Below are 16,251 nucleotides of genomic sequence, written 5' to 3'. Positions count from 1 at the left end.
CCTCGAAGGTGACGGTGTGGGCGGTGGCGAAGTTGCCCATGCTGCTGACCGAGGTGGTCTGCACGTCGAGCGCCGGCTGGGCGACCTGGGGGAAGCCGATGGAGAGCGCGGTGACGATGGAGAAGTTGGCGGAGCTGCCGGTGACGAGGAGGGCGCCGCTCGACGAGGTGGCGGCGGTGCCGGGGACGAAGACGCCGTCCTGGAAGATGCGCGCCGAGAGCTCGGGCGCGGCCTGGGCCTGGGAGGCCATGCCGAGGGAGAGAAGGGCGGCGGCAGCGAGGAGAAGCTTGCGCATGGGAGGGTTCCTTGGGGGCGGGCGGTGAGGGGTGCGGGGGCACCCGCTTGAACCTTAGAAGAGCATTCCGCGTGCCAACCGAACCGGCCTCGTAAATACAAGCACTTGCGCCCGCACCGGGCTTCCATCTCGCTCCAGGTGTAAAAGGATCCGACAAGGCAACGAGGTGCGCGGACCTATCGCGCGGTGTTCAACGGCGAGCTGACATAAACTCGTTCTACGCTACGCGCCGGCGATCGTGCCGGGGGAGGGCAGCGTGAGCCGATTGACGCGAGGTCTCGATCTTAGAACCGCCGGAGGGCACCGTGGCCGCCTCGGTCCTGGCCAGGGAACGACCTTGCCGGTGAGCCGCGGATGAGCGATGCCGCGGCTTCCCCGCCCCCCAATCCCAAGGCCGAGCGGGCTCTCGACTTCCTCAGCTTTGCGCTCTCCGATGTCCGCTACGGGCTCGGCGCCTATCTCGCCGTTTACCTCCTGACCGAGCACGCCTGGGACGAGGCCAGTATCGGTCTCGCCCTCTCCTTCGGCGGCATGGTCGGGCTGGTCTCGCAGACACCGCTCGGCGTGCTGGTGGACGCCATGCGCGCCAAGCGCGCCCTGCTGGGCTGCGCCGTGGTGGTGGTCACGGCCACCTCCCTCGTCATTCCCCTGGCGCCGCACTTCTGGGCCGTGGCGGCGGCCGGCGTGATCGGGGCGCTGGCCGGCACGACCATGAGCCCCACGCTGGCGGCCATGTCGTTGGGCATCGTGGGGCCGGCGCGCTTCGCGCACCGCGCCGGGCGGAACGAAGCCCTGTTCCATTTCGGGAACGGGGCGATCAACCTGGTAATCCTCCTCGCCGCACCCTTCGTCGGCACCGCGATCGTCTTCGTGATGATGGTGGTGACCGCCGCCGCCAGCCTTTGGGCTGTCGCGCGCGTGCCGGCGAACGCCATCGACTACGAGCTCGCGCGCGGGCTGCTACCGGACCGGCAGGGGCATGGCCACCGCCCCTCCCCATGGAGCACTCTCCTGGCCAGCCGCCCGCTGATGATCTTCGCCCTCACCGGTGCGCTCTTTCACATGGCCAACGGGCCCATGCTGGCCCTCGTGGCGCAGCGGCTGGCGCTCAGCCATCCCGGGCAGGGAATCATGTTCACCGCCGCCTGCGCGATCGCCGCCCAGACCATCATGGTGCCCGCGGCGGCCCTGGCCGGAGCGCGGGCGGATGCCTGGGGCCGCAAGCCCCTCTTCCTCGTCGCCTTCGTCGCCCTGGCCCTGCGGGGGTCCCTCTATACCTTGTCGGATCACCCGGCCTGGCTGATCGGGGTGCAACTGCTCGACGGCGTGGGCGCGGGGCTGATCGGGGCGCTGTTTCCCGTGATCGTCGCCGACCTCACCACCGGCAGCGGCCACTTCAACGCGGCACAGGGCGCGGTGGGAACGGTGCACGCGATCGGCGGAATCCTCAGCGGCACCCTCGTCGGGTTCCTCGTCGTCAACGCGGGATACCACGCGGCCTTCCTGGCCCTCTCCTCGATCGCAGCGGCCGGCGGCCTGATCTTCCTCATCGCCATGCCGGAAACACGGGCGGGCAGCACCGTACCGATGGTGCTTCAGGCGAAGTAGGGCTCCGTTCGGGACCGGAGGCGGCTCCCGTGGCCCTGGAGAGGGCTCCGCCCTCTCCAGACCTCACCTGCCAAGGGCCTGAGGCCCTTGGATCCCCGTCCGGCTGTCGCGGATGCGGTGATTGAGGGCCGGTTCTTTCGTCGTGCCCTTGCCGGGCGTGCAGTCGCCCCGGGTTCATGACCCGAGGCGCACTGGCCGCCAAGCTGTTCTAAAAATCGAGGAAAAAGATGATGGTGAGGGGTCCCGGGAGAGGAAGAATTCCTTCTTCCTCTCCCGGGAGTCACCCGCGAAGGCCACCCAGAAGCTGAAATCAGCTATGGCGCTTCAGGCTGCGGGCCTGGCCTCTTCGCCCCAGAGTTCCGGCTGCACCACGAAGCGGTCCGGGCGCCGCCACCAGCCGGGTTTCTGGGCCAGCGGCCCGGAGAAGCGGCCGTCGGTGGCGAGGGAGCGCACGACGCCCGCAAGGGGGGTGGGGCGTGGCGGGCTGAAGCGGGCGTCGAAGACCCCCGGCTCGTAGGCGCCATCGCTGCGGCGGAGGAGGGACACCCAGTCCATCGCTCCGAAGAGCGACCAGGGGGTGACCGCGAGGATGTCCACGCCTTCACCCCGGAGGGAAACGGCCGCGTTCCAGGTCTCGAGCAGCCAGCGCGCGCTCTCGTCGGGGTCCTCGCAGCCGAGATGGGCCTCGGTTACGGCGATGGGCAGGTGGTAGCGCTCCCAGGCCTCGCGGAGCCGCGGCTCGAAGCCGAGTTGGGAGCGCGGCACGGGCACGCGCACCGCCTCGGTGTCCACATAGCGGCGGCCCCCGCCGCCTTCGCCGGTCAGGCTGGGGTGGTAGAGGTCCACCCGGTGGTCAAGGAAGCGGTCGCTCGTCACGTAGTGGTTGATGCCGAGGACATCGGGGACGCAGGGCTCGGCGACGAGTTCCTCGAGGTGCTCGGGGAGGATCCCCGCGGCGATCAGGGCGGGGTAGAGGGGGTGATCCCGGTCCACCCGCCCCCAGAGCAGGTCGAGGCTGAGCCAGCGCCGCGTATTCTCGTGCTCAGCTTGGTCCATCAGCGGCTCGGTCGCGAAGACCTTGCCGAGATCCTCGGTCTGCACGAGCCGCGCCTCCGGCTGCACCTGGCGGATTGCCCGCATGGCCAGCGCGGTGCCCCGACACTCGTTCATGAGCGCGGTGAGGAAGCTGCGCTCGTCGCTCCCATGCGGGTGCCAGTGGGCGTAGAGGGCGGAGAAGCGGGCCGTGGTCAGCGGCTCGTTCACCGGCGTCCAGTCCATGACCCAGGGGTACCGGGCCGCGGCCAGCGCGGCATAAGCCGCCAGCTTCTCGGGGAACCCGGGATCGAGCAGGTCGGTATAGGCGGGGCCGGAACCGTGGTGGATGAGCCCCGCGATGGGCGCGATCCCCAGGGATTGCAGCCGCGCCAGCCGGGCATCCGACCAGGACCAGTCGCAATCCGACAGGCTTTCCGGCGCCACCCGCTCCCAGAGCACGGGGTAGCGCAGGCGCCGGACGCCGAGGGAGGCGACCAGGTCCAGGTCCGTCTCCCGGTGGTGATGCCCCGTCTCACGGAGCTGGTCGCGCCATTGGCCGTTCACGCGCAGGACGGTGCATTCGATGCCGCCCCAGATCTCTGGCAGCATCATCAGTAGCACCGGCCTCCGCAGGGCCGAGAATGTGCCCCCTGCGGGCGGTCCGTCCGCGTGGTGCGGCGGGTGGCCGCGCGTGGCATGCCGCGCGAGCGGCCGGGTGTTTCACGAATCATGCGAGGATCCTCCATGAGCCTTGCCTTGTCTTCTCGCAGCAGCGGCGCGTCGACGCTTAAGCGCGTTAATCCGTCGCTTCATCATCTTCACGATTTCACGAGATAAAATGCCGAATGCCTATTTTCCCGAAGCCGCGGCGTGAGAACGCGGGAGGGGCGTTCAACTAGGTTAGCGCGTGCTCGGCAGCCCTCCCCCAGCTTCGCCCGAGGGGTGCGCCAGGGCGTGCCCCGGACCGGGAGCGCCCGGCCAGGTGCTATCGCAGGGCAGGGCTGAACGTATGGCGATCACGACGCAGGGCGCGGCGGCTGCCGGGGCCCACGGGCATGGCGCGCTCGATCACGCGCATGACCACGGGCCGCCCGGCTTCATCGCCCGATGGTTCTTCTCCACGAACCACAAGGATATCGGAACGCTCTACTTCATCTTCGCCCTCCTCTCGGCCACCGTCGCCATCGCGGTCTCCATCCTCATGCGGACGGAGCTGTCCGAGCCCGGGCTGCAGGTCTTCTCGGGCGGGCAGAGCTGGAACACGACGGTGTCGGTCCACGGGCTGACGATGATCTTCTTCGTGGTCATGCCGGTTCTGATCGGCGGCTTCGGGAACTGGTTCGTGCCCATCCTGATCGGGGCGCCCGACATGGCCTTCCCGCGGCTGAACAACATCTCGTTCTGGCTGGTGATTCCGGCGGTCGCGCTGCTCTACGGCAGCCTGTTCGTCGGCCAGGGCGCGGGCGCGGGGTGGACGCTCTATCCGCCGCTGGCGGACGACACCTATCATTCCGGTCCGGCGATGGACATGCAGCTCTTCGCCCTGCACCTCTCGGGCATCAGTTCGCTGCTCAGCGCGATGAACTTCATCGCCACCATCTTCAATATGCGCGCCCCCGGCATGACGCTGCACAAGATGCCGCTCTTCGTCTGGGCGCAGCTGGTCACGGCTTTCCTGCTGCTGCTCGCGCTGCCGGTGCTGGCCGGCGCGATCACCATGCAGATCACCGACCGCAACTTCGGCACCTCCTTCTTCAAGCCGGAAGGCGGCGGCGACCCCGTGCTGTTCCAGCACCTCTTCTGGTTCTTCGGCCATCCAGAGGTCTACATCGTCATCCTGCCGGCCTTCGGCATCATCAGCCACGTGGTCTCGACCTTCAGCCGCAAGACGCTCTTCGGTTATCTCGGCATGGTCTACGCGCTGGTGGCGATCGGGGTGGTGGGCTTCGTGGTCTGGGCGCACCACATGTTTACCTCCGGCATCTCGGTGGACACGCGGGCCTATTTCTCGGCGGCCACGATGATCATCGCGGTGCCCACGGGCATCAAGATCTTCTCCTGGATCGCGACCATGTGGGGCGGGTCGATCCAGTTCAAGACGCCGATGCTCTTCGCGGTCGGCTTCATCTTCGTCTTTACTGTCGGCGGCGTCACGGGGGTGAAGATCGCCAATCCCGGCGTGGACGTGATCCTCCACAACACCTACTACATCGTCGCCCATTTCCACTATGTCATGGGCATCGCAGCAGGCTTCGCGATCTTCGCCGGCTTCTACTACTGGATCGGCAAGATGAGCGGCCACCAGTATCCCGAGTTCCTGGGCCAGATCCATTTCTGGACCTTCTTCATCGGCGTGAACCTGACCTTTTTCCCGATGCATTTCCTGGGCGCGCAGGGCATGCCGCGGCGCTACCCGGACTATCCGGACGCCTTCCAGTACTGGCACTACGTGGCGACGGTCGGCTCCTATATCACTGGCCTGTCCTTCCTGATCTTCCTCGTGCTGGTGGCGCAGACGCTGCTCCGGGGCCAACGGGCCGCGGCCAATCCCTGGGGGGAGGGGGCGACAACCCTCGAATGGCAGGTCTCCTCGCCACCGCCCTTCCACACCTTCGAGAAGCTGCCGGTCATTCACTGAGGTAGCGAAGTGGCCGGGGGAATAGCTTCCCCGGCCGTCACGCCCCGGCCGGAACCCCGAGGGGCGCCGCCGCCGGCGCCTGGCCGCGGACGAAGTGGTAGATCGCGAGCACCCCAAGCGCCCCCGGCAGCACCGCGAGCGAGGGCACGGCGGTCGCCCAGGCGACCAGCGCCGCCAGCATGCAGCCGATCGTCGCGCCCATGTCCCAGCCCGCCTCGGCCGCGAAGTGGAAGCGGTAGGCGGCCCCCGAGTCCTTCGCCCGGTCGTAGATCACGCTCATCAGCACGGGCACGTAGAGGCCGGCGACGGCCGCGCCGCTCGCGTTGGCGATGGCCGCCGCGGCCGGGGACCAGCCGGCGAGGGCGCGAAGGGCGAAGCCGAGGGTCAGCGCCGCGCAGACGAGGACGAGGTAGCGCTCGCGCTGCCCACGGTCGATCCCGCGGCCGCAGGCGATGCCGGCCACCGCGCCCACCAGCCCGGCCGCCGCATTGGCCATGCCGAAGGCCTCGTAATGCGAGCCGAGCGAGGTGAAGAGCACCATCGGCCAGGCGAGCGTCAGGCCGGAGGACATCCAGCCATCCGCCGCGAAGGCCGCGATTCCCCTGACGTCGATCCCGCGCATCGAGTCCCGCATCCCGGGTACCGGCCCGGCAGGGATCTGACCCATGCGCAGGAGCGGCAGGACGGAGAGCAGGGTGAGGCCGCCCGCGATGCCGAAATCCACCGCCGGGCCGAGGTGCTCCATCATCAGGCCGCCCGCGATCGGCCCGACGATGCCGATGAGCGAGCCGAGCGCTGTGCGGAGGCCGATCTCCCGACCCCGCTGGGCGCCGCCGCTCACGACCGCCGCCGCCGCGTGGTAGAGCGGCCAGTAAAGGGACTCGGCGATAGAGGCGAGCAGCAGCCAGGCTGCGAGCCAGATCGGCTGATCCGCGCCCATCAGGGGCAGGAAGCCTGCGGCGCAAAGCGCGGCGCCTGCCATCATGGCGCGCCGGTAGCCGAGGCGCCGCACCACCTCGAGCGAGATCAGGCGAAGCCCGAAACGCGCCGTCAGCAGGGCGGCATAGGCCAGCAGGGCGACCGGCAGGCTGAAGCCGAGCTTCATGAGGTAGGCGCCGACGAACCCCCCCGCGAGCGCGACGGAGAGCTGGAAAAGCGCATAGTGAAGGGTAAGCAGCCGAAAGGGGCTGGGGCGGGGCACGGCCGGAAATCCTTATGGAAGCACCGCCCCCGATGCGTCCGGCGCCGATCTGGCCGGTGGCTGGGCGGTGGGGAAAACATACTCACGAAATCGTGAGGGTCAAGATCGAACGATAATCGTTCCGCCAGACAGCGCAGGTTTCACCGCCCCCGGCGGGCGCGGTCCTTGCGCTGGATCAAGGCCGGGCTCCCCGCCCCATGTCATGGGCGCGCATGCTCGCCGACTGCCTTCATGGGCTGACCGCCCTTGCCCCGCACGACATGGTGGCCCTGATGGGCGCGATGCTGCTGGCCGGGCTGGCGGGCAGCGTCACCCACTGCGCGGGGATGTGCGGGCCCTTCGTCATCGCGCAGGCTGCCGAGGGTTCCGGCGATGGCCGGCTGGCCCGGCTCGCCGGAGCGGCACTCCTGCCCTATCACGCGGGCAGGGCTGTTGGTTACGCGGGACTGGGCGCGGTCTCGGGCGGCGCCGCCGGGCTGGTCTCCCTTCTCGCCTGGCGCGGGCTGCTGGCCATCCCCCTGCTGGCGGCGGCGATCGTCATGCTGGGACAGGCGGCGGCGCGGTTGCCGGTCCTCGCCCGCTTCCGGTCGCACCTGCCGGCTCTGCCCTTCCGCCTGCCGAGGGCGGGCCTCGAGGGCCTGCTCGGCGGGCCGCCGGGGATGCGGCGGGGCTTCCTTCTCGGGCTCATGCTGTCGGCCATTCCCTGTGGCCTGCTCTACGGGGCGCTGGCCGCCGCCATGGCGGCCGGGAGCGCCGCCGCAGGGGCCCTGGCCATGCTCGCCTTCGTTCTCGGCACCGTGCCCGCCCTCATCGGGGTCGCGCTGCTCGGGCGCTTCTTCGGGCGGCGCTTCGGTCCCGCGCTGCGCACCGCCTCCGCCGTGGTGCTCCTCGTCAACGCCTGTGTCCTGGCGGTCCTCGCGGCGCGAGCCGCAGGTTTCGTTTGATCTGAATCAAGGTTCCGCAACCCGACCCGTGGGACGAGGGCCCCATCAAGAGGAGCCCCCCATGCCAGAGGGTCTGACCACTCAAACCCTGCTCTATTCCGGCGCCGTGACCAGGCCCCGCGCGCAGCCCGATTATGTCGAGGCGCCGCTGCGGGCCTTTGCCATCGCCACCATCTTCTGGGGGATCGCGGGCTTCCTGGTGGGCGTGCTGATCGCCGCTCAACTCGCCTATCCCGCGCTGAACTTCGGACTCGAGTACACGAGCTTCGGCCGCGTGCGCCCGCTGCACACCTCGGCCGTGATCTTCGCCTTCGGCGGCAACGCGCTCTTCCTCACCAGCCTCTACGTCGTGCAGCGCACCTGCCGCGCGCGGCTCTTCGGCGGCGAGGAGACGGCCTGGTTCCTCTTCTGGGGCTATCAGTTCTTCATCGCCATCGCGGCCACGGGCTACCTGCTGGGCATCACCCAAGGCAAGGAATACGCCGAGCCCGAATGGTACGCCGACCTCTGGCTGACGGTGCTCTGGGTTTCCTACCTCGTCGTCTACGGCGGCACGATCCTGCGGCGCGAGGAGCCGCATATCTACGTCGCCAACTGGTTCTTCCTCGCCTTCATCATCACCGTCGCGGTGCTGCACCTCGGCAACAACGTGTCCATCCCCGTCAGCCTTTTTGGCGCGAAGTCCTACGGTGCGGCCTCGGGCGTGCAGGACGCGATGATCCAGTGGTGGTACGGCCACAACGCGGTGGGCTTCTTCCTGACCGCCGGCTTCCTCGGGATGATGTACTACTTCGTGCCCAAGCAGGCCGAGCGGCCGGTCTACTCCTACCGCCTGTCCATCGTGCACTTCTGGGCGCTGACCTTCCTCTACATCTGGGCCGGCCCGCACCACCTGCACCACACGGCGCTGCCCGACTGGGCGCAGACGCTGGGCATGGTGTTCAGCATCATGCTGTGGATGCCCTCCTGGGGCGGCATGATCAACGGGCTGATGACCCTCTCGGGCGCCTGGGACAAGTTGCGCACCGACCCGGGCCTGCGCTTCTCCGTCGCCTCCCTCGGCTTCTACGGCATCGCGACCTTCGAGGGGCCGGTGATGAGCATCCGTGCCGTGAACTCGCTCTCGCACTACACCGACTGGACCATCGGCCACGTCCACTCCGGCGCGCTGGGCTGGAACGGCTTCATCACCTTCGGCGTGCTCTACTGGCTCGTGCCGCGCCTCTGGGGGCGCACCCAGCTCTGGTCCACGCGCATGGCGAGCTGGCACTTCTGGATCGCGACGCTCGGCATCCTTCTCTACATCACCTCGATGTGGGTCTCGGGTATCATGCAGGGCCTCATGTGGCGCGCCTACGACCACCTCGGCTTTCTGCAGTACGCCTTCGTCGAGACCGTCGCGGCGCTGCACCCCTACTACGTCATCCGTGCCCTGGGCGGTGTCCTCTATCTCACCGGCGCCCTGCTCATGGCCTACAACCTGTGGCGCACGGTGCGCATGCCGGTGGCGGAGGCCGTGGCCGACCGCACCGTCAACGCCCTGCCCGCCGCCGCCTGAGGGAAAGCACCCGTCATGTTCGGCATCAAGTTCAACCACGGCCATATCGAGCGGAACCTCATCCTGCTCGGCGTGCTGACGCTCATCACCGTCTCGATCGGCGGTCTCGTGCAGGTCATCCCGCTCTTTGCCGTCGAGAGCACCATTGAGCGCGTGGGCGGCATCCGCCCCTACACGCCGCTGGAGCAGGCGGGGCGCGACATCTACGTGCGCGAGGGCTGCTACACCTGCCACAGCCAGATGGTCCGCCCCTTCCGCGACGAGCGGGAGCGCTACGGCCACTACTCCCTCGCGGCCGAGAGCATGTTCGACCACCCGTTCCAGTGGGGCAGCAAGCGCACCGGGCCCGACCTCGCCCGCGTCGGTGGCCGTTACTCCGACGACTGGCACGTGCTGCACCTTCGTAACCCACGCCACGTGGTGCCCGAGAGCATCATGCCGGCCTACGCCTTCCTCGATCGCCCGCTGAACTACGGCGACATCGGCCAGCGGTTGGCGACTCTCCGCATGGCGGGCGTGCCCTACACGGACGAGATGGTCGCGAATGCCCGCGCCGACCTCGAGGCGCAGGCGCGGCCGGCGGAGGACGCCAGCGCCTTCGCCGCCCGCTACGGCCGCGCGCGGCAGATGGATCCGGACGGCGACGCGAAGGCGATCACGGAGATGGACGCGCTCGTCGCCTACCTGCAGATGCTCGGCACCCTCGTGGATTTCAGCGAGGTCACGCCCGAGCGGCTGCGGCAGCAGTAAGGAGGGATCCGTCATGACCATCGAGCAGATCCACAGCCTGCTGCTGACCACCTGGATCGTTTGGTTCTTCGCCCTCTTCACCGGGATCGTCTTCTGGGCCATGCGCCCAGCCCGGCGGGAGAAGTTCGAGCGCGCGCGGCTCATCCCGCTGCGCGAAGCCGAGTAGGAGCGCACGCCATGCCTGATGCCATGCACGACGCCCTGCACGCCGCGCCGCACGCTACTCCCCATCGGGACGAGCACACGGGCACCACCACCACCGGCCACGAGTGGGACGGCATCCGCGAGCTGAACACGCCGCTGCCGCGCTGGTGGCTCTACACCTTCTACGCCTGTATCGCCTTCGCGGCGCTCTGGGTGGTGCTCTATCCCGCGCTGCCCTTCACCGGCACGGGGCTGCTCGGGTACACGGCGCGCGGGGCGGCGGATGCGGACCGCGCGGCGCAGGCCACCGCGGCCGAGCCGATGCTGGCCCGCCTGCGCGCCGCCAGCCCGGACGAGATCCTGGCCGACGCGGACCTGCGCGGCTACGCCGTCGCCGGCGGGCGCGTCGCCTTCGCCAATACCTGCGCGGGCTGCCACGGCGCGGGCGGGCAGGGGAACCCCGGCTTCCCCAACCTGGCCGACGACGAGTGGCTCTGGGGCGGCAGCCTCGCGGCGGTGGAGAGGACCATCCGCCACGGCATCCGCGCGCCGGACGACGAGGAGACCCGCACCTCCATGATGCCGCGCTTCGTGGCGGACGGGCTGCTGACCTCGGCCCAGGCGAACGACGTGGCCGAGCACGTGCTCTCGCTGACGGACCGCGCGACCGACAAGGCCGCCGCCGGCCGCGGCGCCGCGGTCTTCGCCGAGAACTGCGCGAGCTGCCACGGCGAGCGCGGCGAGGGCAACCGCGAGATGGGCGCGCCGCGGCTCAGCGACCAGGTCTGGCTCTATGGCGGTGACAAGGCGACGATCTTGCGCATCGTCTCCTACGGCCGCGGCGGTGCGATGCCCGCCTGGGAGCGCCGGCTGGACCCCGCCACCATCCGTATGCTGACCGTCTACGTGCAGAGCCTGGGCGGCACGGAGCCCGCGGCCCAATGAGCAAGATGCAGAAGCCCGCGGCCTTTTCGCCCGACGACCGGGACCAGCCCCTCTACGCCGATCGCGTGCGGGTCTACCCGCAGGCGGTGAAGGGAGCCGTCCGTCAGGCGAAGTGGGCCGTGCTCGGCTTCTGCCTCGGGCTCTACTACCTCCTGCCCTGGATGCGCTGGGACCGCGGCCCCGGCCAGCCGGACCAGGCCGTGCTCGTGGACCTGGACAAGGGCCGGCTCTTCTTCTTCCCGATCGAGGTCTGGCCGCAGGAGGTCTATTACCTCACGGGCCTGCTGCTGCTCGGCGCGCTCGGGATCTTCGCGGCCACCTCCCTGTTCGGCCGCGTCTGGTGCGGCTTCGCCTGCCCGCAGACGGTCTGGACCGACCTCTACATGCTCGTCGAGCGCTGGATCGAGGGCGACCGCAACGCGCGCATGCGCCGCGACGCGAAGCCGCGCTGGAGCGCCGCCGACTGGGGCCTGAAGGTCGGCAAGCACGCCGCCTGGGTGGCGATCGCGGCCGCGACCGGCGGCGCCTGGGTGATGTACTTCACCGACGCGCCGACCCTGATGCGCGACCTGCTGCACTTCGACGCCTCGCCCGCCATTCTCGGCTTCGCGGGGCTGCTCACCCTATCCACCTATCTCCTGGCGGGCTGGGCGCGGGAACAGGTCTGCACCTATATGTGCCCCTGGCCGCGCTTCCAGTCCGCGATGCTCGACGACGACAGCCTCGCCGTCTCCTACCGCGACTGGCGGGGCGAGCCGCGCGGCAAGGCGCGCGACGCCTCGGCCGGCGACTGCATCGATTGCCGCGCCTGCGTGAACGTCTGCCCCACCGGCGTCGACATCCGCGAGGGCCTGCAACTCGGCTGCATCAACTGCGGCCTCTGCATCGACGCCTGCGACAGCATGATGACGAAGGTTGGCCGGCCGACGGGGCTGATCGCCTTCGAGACGGTCGGCAACCTCGCCGCCGCCGCTGCCGCGACCGCCGCCATCCCGCCCGGCCCCGCACGCTGCGCGCCCGGCATGGCCGCGCGCTGCCCCGCGCGCCTGCTGCGCCCGCGCACCTGGTTCTACGCCGCCGCCATGAGCGTCATCGGCGCGGTGATGATCGGCGCCTTCGCCGGGCGCACGGATGTCGGCCTCGAGGCGCTGCGCGACCGCTCCCCGCTCTTCGTCCGCCTGGCCGATGGCAGCGTGCGGAACAGCTACACCCTGAAGATCTCCGACCGCCGCGCCAGCACGGAGCGGCTCGCGATCGGGGTGGACGGCCTGCCCGGCGGCGCCTCCTGGGGCGTGCTGAACGGCGGCGAGCCCGATGCTGCCGGCCGCCCGACGGTCGAGACCCGCGCGGACGGCGTCGCCGAGGCCCGCCTCTTCATCACGACCGCGCCGCAGTGCCGGCCGGAGGAGGAGAGCACCCCCATCCGCATCCGCCTCCTCCAGCCCGGCACGGACGCCGAGCGCGCGGCGGTCGGCACCGTCTTCCTGAGGCCCCGCACATGAACGCCATTGCTGCACGCGCCCCCGCACGTCTTGGCCAGCGCGAGCGCTGGATCCCCTGGGTCTTCGTTGCCGGCTTCCTGGTGGTGATCGGCGTCAACGCCGTGCTCATCACGGCCGCTATCGGCACCTTCACGGGCACGACGACCACGGGCGCCTATGACCGCGGGCTCGGCTATGGGGCGGTGCTCGAGGAGGCGGCGCGGCAGAAGGCGCTCGGCTGGAAGGCGGAGGTCGCCCGGGCCGAGGGCGCGGTCGTCGTCACGCTGCGCCTACCGGACGGCTCGCCGCTGCCGGCCGATGCCGCCGTCACCGGCACCCTCCGGCGGCCGCTCGACCGCACCGCTCTCCCGCTCACCTTTCAGCCCTCCGCTCCCGGCACCTGGCGTGCCGCGGCCGAGGTGCCGGTGCCCGGCGCCTGGGAAGCCGTGCTGACCGTCACGCGTGGCGCCGACCGCCTGGAGCGGCGCGAGAGGCTTGTCATCCAATGACCGCCCTTCCGGCCCGCCTCGACGCCGCCGAACCGCGCCTGAGCGCCGCGGCCTGCGCGCATTGCGGCGCGCCGGTTCCGCCGGGCGCGGGGCGCTTCTGCTGCACCGGTTGCGAGGGGGCGGCGGCCCTCATCTCCGGCCTCGGCCTCGGCGCCTTCTACCACAAGCGGGAGGCCGCCTCCGGCGGCATTCGCCCCACCGCGCTGCCGCCCGTGGACTTCGCCACCCGCGCGATCCCGTCGCGCGGCGGGGCGGAGCACAGCCTCGACCTGATGGTGGCGGGCCTGACCTGCGGCGCCTGCGTCTGGCTGGTCGAGCAGGCGCTCGCGGCCGATCCCGACGTGCTGCGCGCCCGCGCGAGCCTCGCGACGCGCCGCCTCACCGTCACCTGGCGCGGCCCGGCCGATCGCGCCGAAGCGCTCGCCTCCCTCGTGGCGCGTCTCGGCTTCCAGGTAGCCCCCTGGTCCGCCGCCTGCCTCCGCGCGACCGAGGATGAGGAAGGGAAGGCGCTGCTGCGGGCGCTCGGCATCGCCGCCTTCGGCGCCTCCAACGTAATGATGCTCTCCGTCGCCGTTTGGGTCGGCAGCGACATGGGGGAGGGCACGCGCGGGCTGATGCACTGGCTGGCGGCGCTGATCGCGCTGCCCGTGGTGCTCGTGGCCGGCATGCCCTTTTACCGCTCCGCCATCGGCGCGATGCGCGCGGGTCGGGTGAACATGGACCTCGCGGTCTCGCTCGGCGTGCTCGCCACCACCGCGATGAGCCTTTCCGAGGCCGTCCGCAACGGCCCCTATACCTGGTTCGACGGGGCGACGGCGCTGCTGGCCCTGCTGCTCGGCGGCCGCGTTCTCGACCGCGCCGCCCGCCGCCGCGCCCGCCAGGCCTGCGCCGAACTGCTGGCCCTGCAATCCGCCGAGGTGACCCGCCTGGAAGCGGACGGCACCGCGCATCGCCTGGGCGCCGAGGCCGTGCGCCCCGGCGACCGCCTGCTCGTCGCCCCGGGCGAGCGCCTGTCACTGGACGGCGTGCTGGAGGAGGGCGAGGCCTTGCTCGACACCGCCGCCATCTCCGGCGAGAGCCTTCCCCGCCGCTTCGCCGCCGGTGCCGCGCTGCCGGCCGGCGCCGTGAACCTCGGCGCCGCGCTCGTGCAGCGCGTGACCGCCGGGGCGGCCGAGGGGTCGCTCGCCGCCGTCGCGCGCCTGCTGGAGCGGGCCGAGCAGGCGAGGGGCCGCTACGTCTCCATCGCCGACCGCGCGGCGCGGCTCTACGTGCCCGTCGTCCACGTCGTGGCGGCCGCGACCTTCCTCGGCTGGTGGCTGGGGATGGGCGTCTCCTGGCAGGCGGCGCTCGTGCCGGCCGTTGCCTCGCTCATCGTGACCTGCCCTTGCGGCCTCGCGATCGCCGTGCCCGCCGTGCAGGTGGTCGCCGTCGGCGCGCTGTTCCGCCGGGGGGTGCTGACGGGCTCGCCGACGGCGCTGGAGCGGCTGGCGGCCTGTGACGTGGCCGTGCTCGACAAGACCGGCACCCTCACCACCGGCCGGCCGGAGCTGCTGCCCGACGCCGACCGTCCCGAAGGCGCGCTGGAGGCTGCCGCGGCGCTCGCCGCCAGCAGCCGCCACCCGCTCTCCCGCGCACTCGTCGCCGCCTGCCCCACGTCCGTCCGCGCGGCCGGAGCGGTGGAGGAGATCGCCGGCGCCGGGCTGCTGCACGGCGAGGAGCGGCTCGGCAGCGCGCTCTTCTGCGGGGCCCCCGAGGTCGGGGAGGAGGGCCCCACCCTCTGGTACCGCGCGGGCCCGCAGGCCGCGCCCGTCGCCTTCCGCTTTGCCGATCCCCTCCGCCCCGACGCGGCCGAGGCCGTGGCCGCGCTGCGGGATCTGGGGCTTGAGGTGGAGCTTCTCTCGGGCGATGCGCCGGCGGCCGTGGCGCGGGCCGCGGCCTCTCTCGGCATCACCGAGTGGCGCGCGGCGGCGACGCCCACCGACAAGGCCGCGCGGATCGAGGCGCTGCGCGCCGCCGGCCGGCGCCCGCTGATGCTTGGCGACGGAATCAACGACGCGGCCGCTCTCGCCCTCGCCAATGCCTCGGCGACGCCCGCGGGCGGGACGGACCTTGCCCAGGCGGCCGCTGACCTCGTGCTGCGGGCGGAGGGGCTCTCGGCCCTGCCGGCGGCGGTGAGGACGGCGCGGCGGGCGCAGCGGGCGGCGCGGGGGAACATCGCCTTCAGCCTCTCCTACAACGTCGTCGCGGTGCCGATGGCCGTGCTCGGCTTCGTCACGCCGCTGATCGCGTCGCTGGTGATGGCCTCGTCATCGCTCGCGGTGATCCTCAACGCGCTCCGCGTGGGGCGGGAGGCTTCGGAATGAACGCGCTTGCCCTTCTCGTGCCGCTGGCCCTCGGCCTCGGGATGCTGGCCCTGCTCTTCTTCGGCTGGACGCTGGGGAACGGGCAGTACGACGACCCCGAGGGAGCGGCCAGCCGCATCCTCTTCGATGACCCGAAGGAGAATTCCTGATGCCCGCCACCGGCTTTAGCACCAGCCACGCGCTGTTCATGATCCTCTCGGCCGCGCTGGCGCTTCTCGGCGTCGCCGCCGCGTCGCGCGCGACCGATGCGGGCTTCGCAATCTTCGGCGCGGCGCTGATGGCCTTCGGCCTCGGCTTCGGCTTCTGGATGCTCAAGCGCGGCCTGGACGCCTGGGAGAAGGCGCGGCACTGACCGGGCCCTGAAACGATGCGGGGGCCCGGGCTGATGCCCGAGCCCCCGCTCGTCGCTTTGCTTCTCAGGACTGCCCGGCAAGCCGGGCAGGCGAGCCTCAGCCGCGCTGGCGGCGGATCAGCCCGAGGCCGAGCAGGCCCATTCCGAAGAGCGCCAGGCTCGCCGGCTCCGGCACCGGGGCGGGCGTCGCCACGACAGGGGAGAAGGCGAAGATGAGGTCGTTGTAGTCGTAGTCGCCGTCCCGCATGTCCTCGAAGCCGACATAGGTGACGTTGTTCGGGAGCTGGGCGATCGCCGCCGACGCGGCCGCCGAGAGGGGACCGACGCCGAAGCTGGAGAAGTCGGTCGAGTAGTTGGCGTAGTAGATGCCGTTATCGGCCACGCCCGTCGCGAAGGTGGTGCCCCGCGTCAGGTTGTTCAGCTGGAAG

At 70.9% G+C, this 16,251-nt stretch carries 16 protein-coding genes; 12 read left to right on the top strand and 4 right to left on the bottom strand.

Annotated elements, in window-relative coordinates:
* Positions 1–295, bottom strand: a 295-nt coding sequence (locus tag BO39_RS26880) for a hypothetical protein (RefSeq protein ID WP_043839580.1), incomplete at its 3' end; no start/stop codon positions are given.
* 354 nt (positions 296–649) lie between these two features.
* On the opposite strand from BO39_RS26880, the gene BO39_RS26875 reads away from it, so the two are divergent.
* Positions 650–1,903, top strand: a complete 1,254-nt coding sequence (locus BO39_RS26875) for an MFS transporter (RefSeq protein ID WP_043839578.1) — start codon at positions 650–652, stop codon at positions 1,901–1,903.
* A gap of 324 nt (positions 1,904–2,227) precedes the next feature.
* On the opposite strand, the gene BO39_RS26870 is transcribed toward BO39_RS26875, so the two are convergent.
* Positions 2,228–3,550: a family 1 glycosylhydrolase gene (locus tag BO39_RS26870; RefSeq protein ID WP_052402863.1), complete on the bottom strand. Its 1,323-nt coding sequence runs from the start codon at positions 3,548–3,550 to the stop codon at positions 2,228–2,230.
* Positions 3,551–3,947: 397 nt separating this feature from the next.
* Between BO39_RS26870 and ctaD the strand changes: the two genes are divergently transcribed.
* Positions 3,948–5,576, top strand: coding sequence for a cytochrome c oxidase subunit I (gene ctaD / locus BO39_RS26865; protein WP_043839576.1), 1,629 nt, complete (start codon positions 3,948–3,950; stop codon positions 5,574–5,576).
* Between the two features lie 37 nt (positions 5,577–5,613).
* Here the strand turns inward: ctaD and BO39_RS26860 are convergent, their stop codons facing one another.
* The gene (locus BO39_RS26860; protein ID WP_043839574.1) at positions 5,614–6,777 is read right to left on the bottom strand and encodes an MFS transporter; all 1,164 of its coding nucleotides are present in this window, start codon (positions 6,775–6,777) and stop codon (positions 5,614–5,616) included.
* 197 nt (positions 6,778–6,974) lie between these two features.
* Between BO39_RS26860 and BO39_RS26855 the strand changes: the two genes are divergently transcribed.
* The 10 genes from BO39_RS26855 to BO39_RS26820 all read left to right on the top strand — a co-directional run bounded on the left by BO39_RS26855 (position 6,975) and on the right by BO39_RS26820 (position 15,823).
* Entirely contained in the window at positions 6,975–7,721 is a 747-nt protein-coding gene (locus tag BO39_RS26855) for a sulfite exporter TauE/SafE family protein (RefSeq protein WP_052402860.1), read from the top strand.
* A gap of 61 nt (positions 7,722–7,782) precedes the next feature.
* The gene (gene ccoN / locus BO39_RS26850) at positions 7,783–9,279 is read left to right on the top strand and encodes a cytochrome-c oxidase, cbb3-type subunit I (RefSeq protein WP_084698580.1); all 1,497 of its coding nucleotides are present in this window, start codon (positions 7,783–7,785) and stop codon (positions 9,277–9,279) included.
* A 15-nt stretch (positions 9,280–9,294) separates the two neighbouring features.
* Positions 9,295–10,029, top strand: a complete 735-nt coding sequence (gene ccoO / locus BO39_RS26845; protein ID WP_043839572.1) for a cytochrome-c oxidase, cbb3-type subunit II — start codon at positions 9,295–9,297, stop codon at positions 10,027–10,029.
* 13 nt (positions 10,030–10,042) lie between these two features.
* On the top strand, positions 10,043–10,195 hold the full coding sequence (locus BO39_RS31870) for a cbb3-type cytochrome oxidase subunit 3 (protein WP_084698579.1): 153 nt from the start codon (positions 10,043–10,045) through the stop codon (positions 10,193–10,195).
* A gap of 11 nt (positions 10,196–10,206) precedes the next feature.
* Positions 10,207–11,118 carry a cytochrome-c oxidase, cbb3-type subunit III gene (gene ccoP / locus BO39_RS26840; protein WP_245615431.1) on the top strand — a complete coding sequence of 304 codons (912 nt, stop codon included), beginning with the start codon at positions 10,207–10,209 and terminating at the stop codon, positions 11,116–11,118.
* Complete coding sequence (gene ccoG, locus BO39_RS26835; protein ID WP_043839570.1) at positions 11,115–12,620, top strand: cytochrome c oxidase accessory protein CcoG; 1,506 nt, start codon at positions 11,115–11,117, stop codon at positions 12,618–12,620. Before ccoP ends, ccoG begins: the two co-directional genes overlap by 4 nt.
* A complete protein-coding gene (locus tag BO39_RS30570; protein ID WP_052402858.1) occupies positions 12,617–13,108 on the top strand; it encodes a FixH family protein in 492 nt (163 codons plus the stop codon). Before ccoG ends, BO39_RS30570 begins: the two co-directional genes overlap by 4 nt.
* Positions 13,105–15,471 carry a heavy metal translocating P-type ATPase gene (locus BO39_RS26825; protein WP_043839568.1) on the top strand — a complete coding sequence of 789 codons (2,367 nt, stop codon included), beginning with the start codon at positions 13,105–13,107 and terminating at the stop codon, positions 15,469–15,471. Before BO39_RS30570 ends, BO39_RS26825 begins: the two co-directional genes overlap by 4 nt.
* Positions 15,468–15,620, top strand: coding sequence for a cbb3-type cytochrome oxidase assembly protein CcoS (gene ccoS, locus BO39_RS31865; RefSeq protein ID WP_084698578.1), 153 nt, complete (start codon positions 15,468–15,470; stop codon positions 15,618–15,620). Before BO39_RS26825 ends, ccoS begins: the two co-directional genes overlap by 4 nt.
* Positions 15,620–15,823 carry a hypothetical protein gene (locus tag BO39_RS26820; RefSeq protein WP_043839566.1) on the top strand — a complete coding sequence of 68 codons (204 nt, stop codon included), beginning with the start codon at positions 15,620–15,622 and terminating at the stop codon, positions 15,821–15,823. The genes ccoS and BO39_RS26820 overlap by 1 nt, the downstream gene beginning before the upstream one ends.
* 97 nt (positions 15,824–15,920) lie before the next feature.
* Here BO39_RS26820 and BO39_RS26815 read toward each other — a convergent pair.
* Positions 15,921–16,251: PEP-CTERM sorting domain-containing protein (locus tag BO39_RS26815; protein WP_156963983.1), on the bottom strand; the 331-nt coding region annotated here is incomplete at its 5' end.

Origin of the sequence: Roseomonas aerilata DSM 19363 (assembly GCF_000711725.1) — a bacterium.
Lineage (GTDB): Bacteria > Pseudomonadota > Alphaproteobacteria > Acetobacterales > Acetobacteraceae > Roseomonas > Roseomonas aerilata.
The sequence above is the reverse complement of the archived record's forward strand: the minus strand, read 5'-3'. Positions and strand labels throughout refer to the sequence as shown.

Bases quoted from the DNA above. Each gene is read 5' to 3' on its own strand.
- BO39_RS26875 (WP_043839578.1), top strand. From the start codon at position 650: ATGAGCGATGCCGCGGCTTCCCCGCCCCCCAATCCCAAGGCCGAGCGG.
- BO39_RS26870 (WP_052402863.1), bottom strand. From the start codon at position 3,550: ATGATGCTGCCAGAGATCTGGGGCGGCATCGAATGCACCGTCCTGCGC.
- ctaD (WP_043839576.1), top strand. From the start codon at position 3,948: ATGGCGATCACGACGCAGGGCGCGGCGGCTGCCGGGGCCCACGGGCAT.
- BO39_RS26855 (WP_052402860.1), top strand. From the start codon at position 6,975: ATGTCATGGGCGCGCATGCTCGCCGACTGCCTTCATGGGCTGACCGCC.
- ccoN (WP_084698580.1), top strand. From the start codon at position 7,783: ATGCCAGAGGGTCTGACCACTCAAACCCTGCTCTATTCCGGCGCCGTG.
- ccoO (WP_043839572.1), top strand. From the start codon at position 9,295: ATGTTCGGCATCAAGTTCAACCACGGCCATATCGAGCGGAACCTCATC.
- BO39_RS31870 (WP_084698579.1), top strand. From the start codon at position 10,043: ATGACCATCGAGCAGATCCACAGCCTGCTGCTGACCACCTGGATCGTT.
- ccoP (WP_245615431.1), top strand. From the start codon at position 10,207: ATGCCTGATGCCATGCACGACGCCCTGCACGCCGCGCCGCACGCTACT.
- ccoG (WP_043839570.1), top strand. From the start codon at position 11,115: ATGAGCAAGATGCAGAAGCCCGCGGCCTTTTCGCCCGACGACCGGGAC.
- BO39_RS30570 (WP_052402858.1), top strand. From the start codon at position 12,617: ATGAACGCCATTGCTGCACGCGCCCCCGCACGTCTTGGCCAGCGCGAG.
- BO39_RS26825 (WP_043839568.1), top strand. From the start codon at position 13,105: ATGACCGCCCTTCCGGCCCGCCTCGACGCCGCCGAACCGCGCCTGAGC.
- ccoS (WP_084698578.1), top strand. From the start codon at position 15,468: ATGAACGCGCTTGCCCTTCTCGTGCCGCTGGCCCTCGGCCTCGGGATG.
- BO39_RS26820 (WP_043839566.1), top strand. From the start codon at position 15,620: ATGCCCGCCACCGGCTTTAGCACCAGCCACGCGCTGTTCATGATCCTC.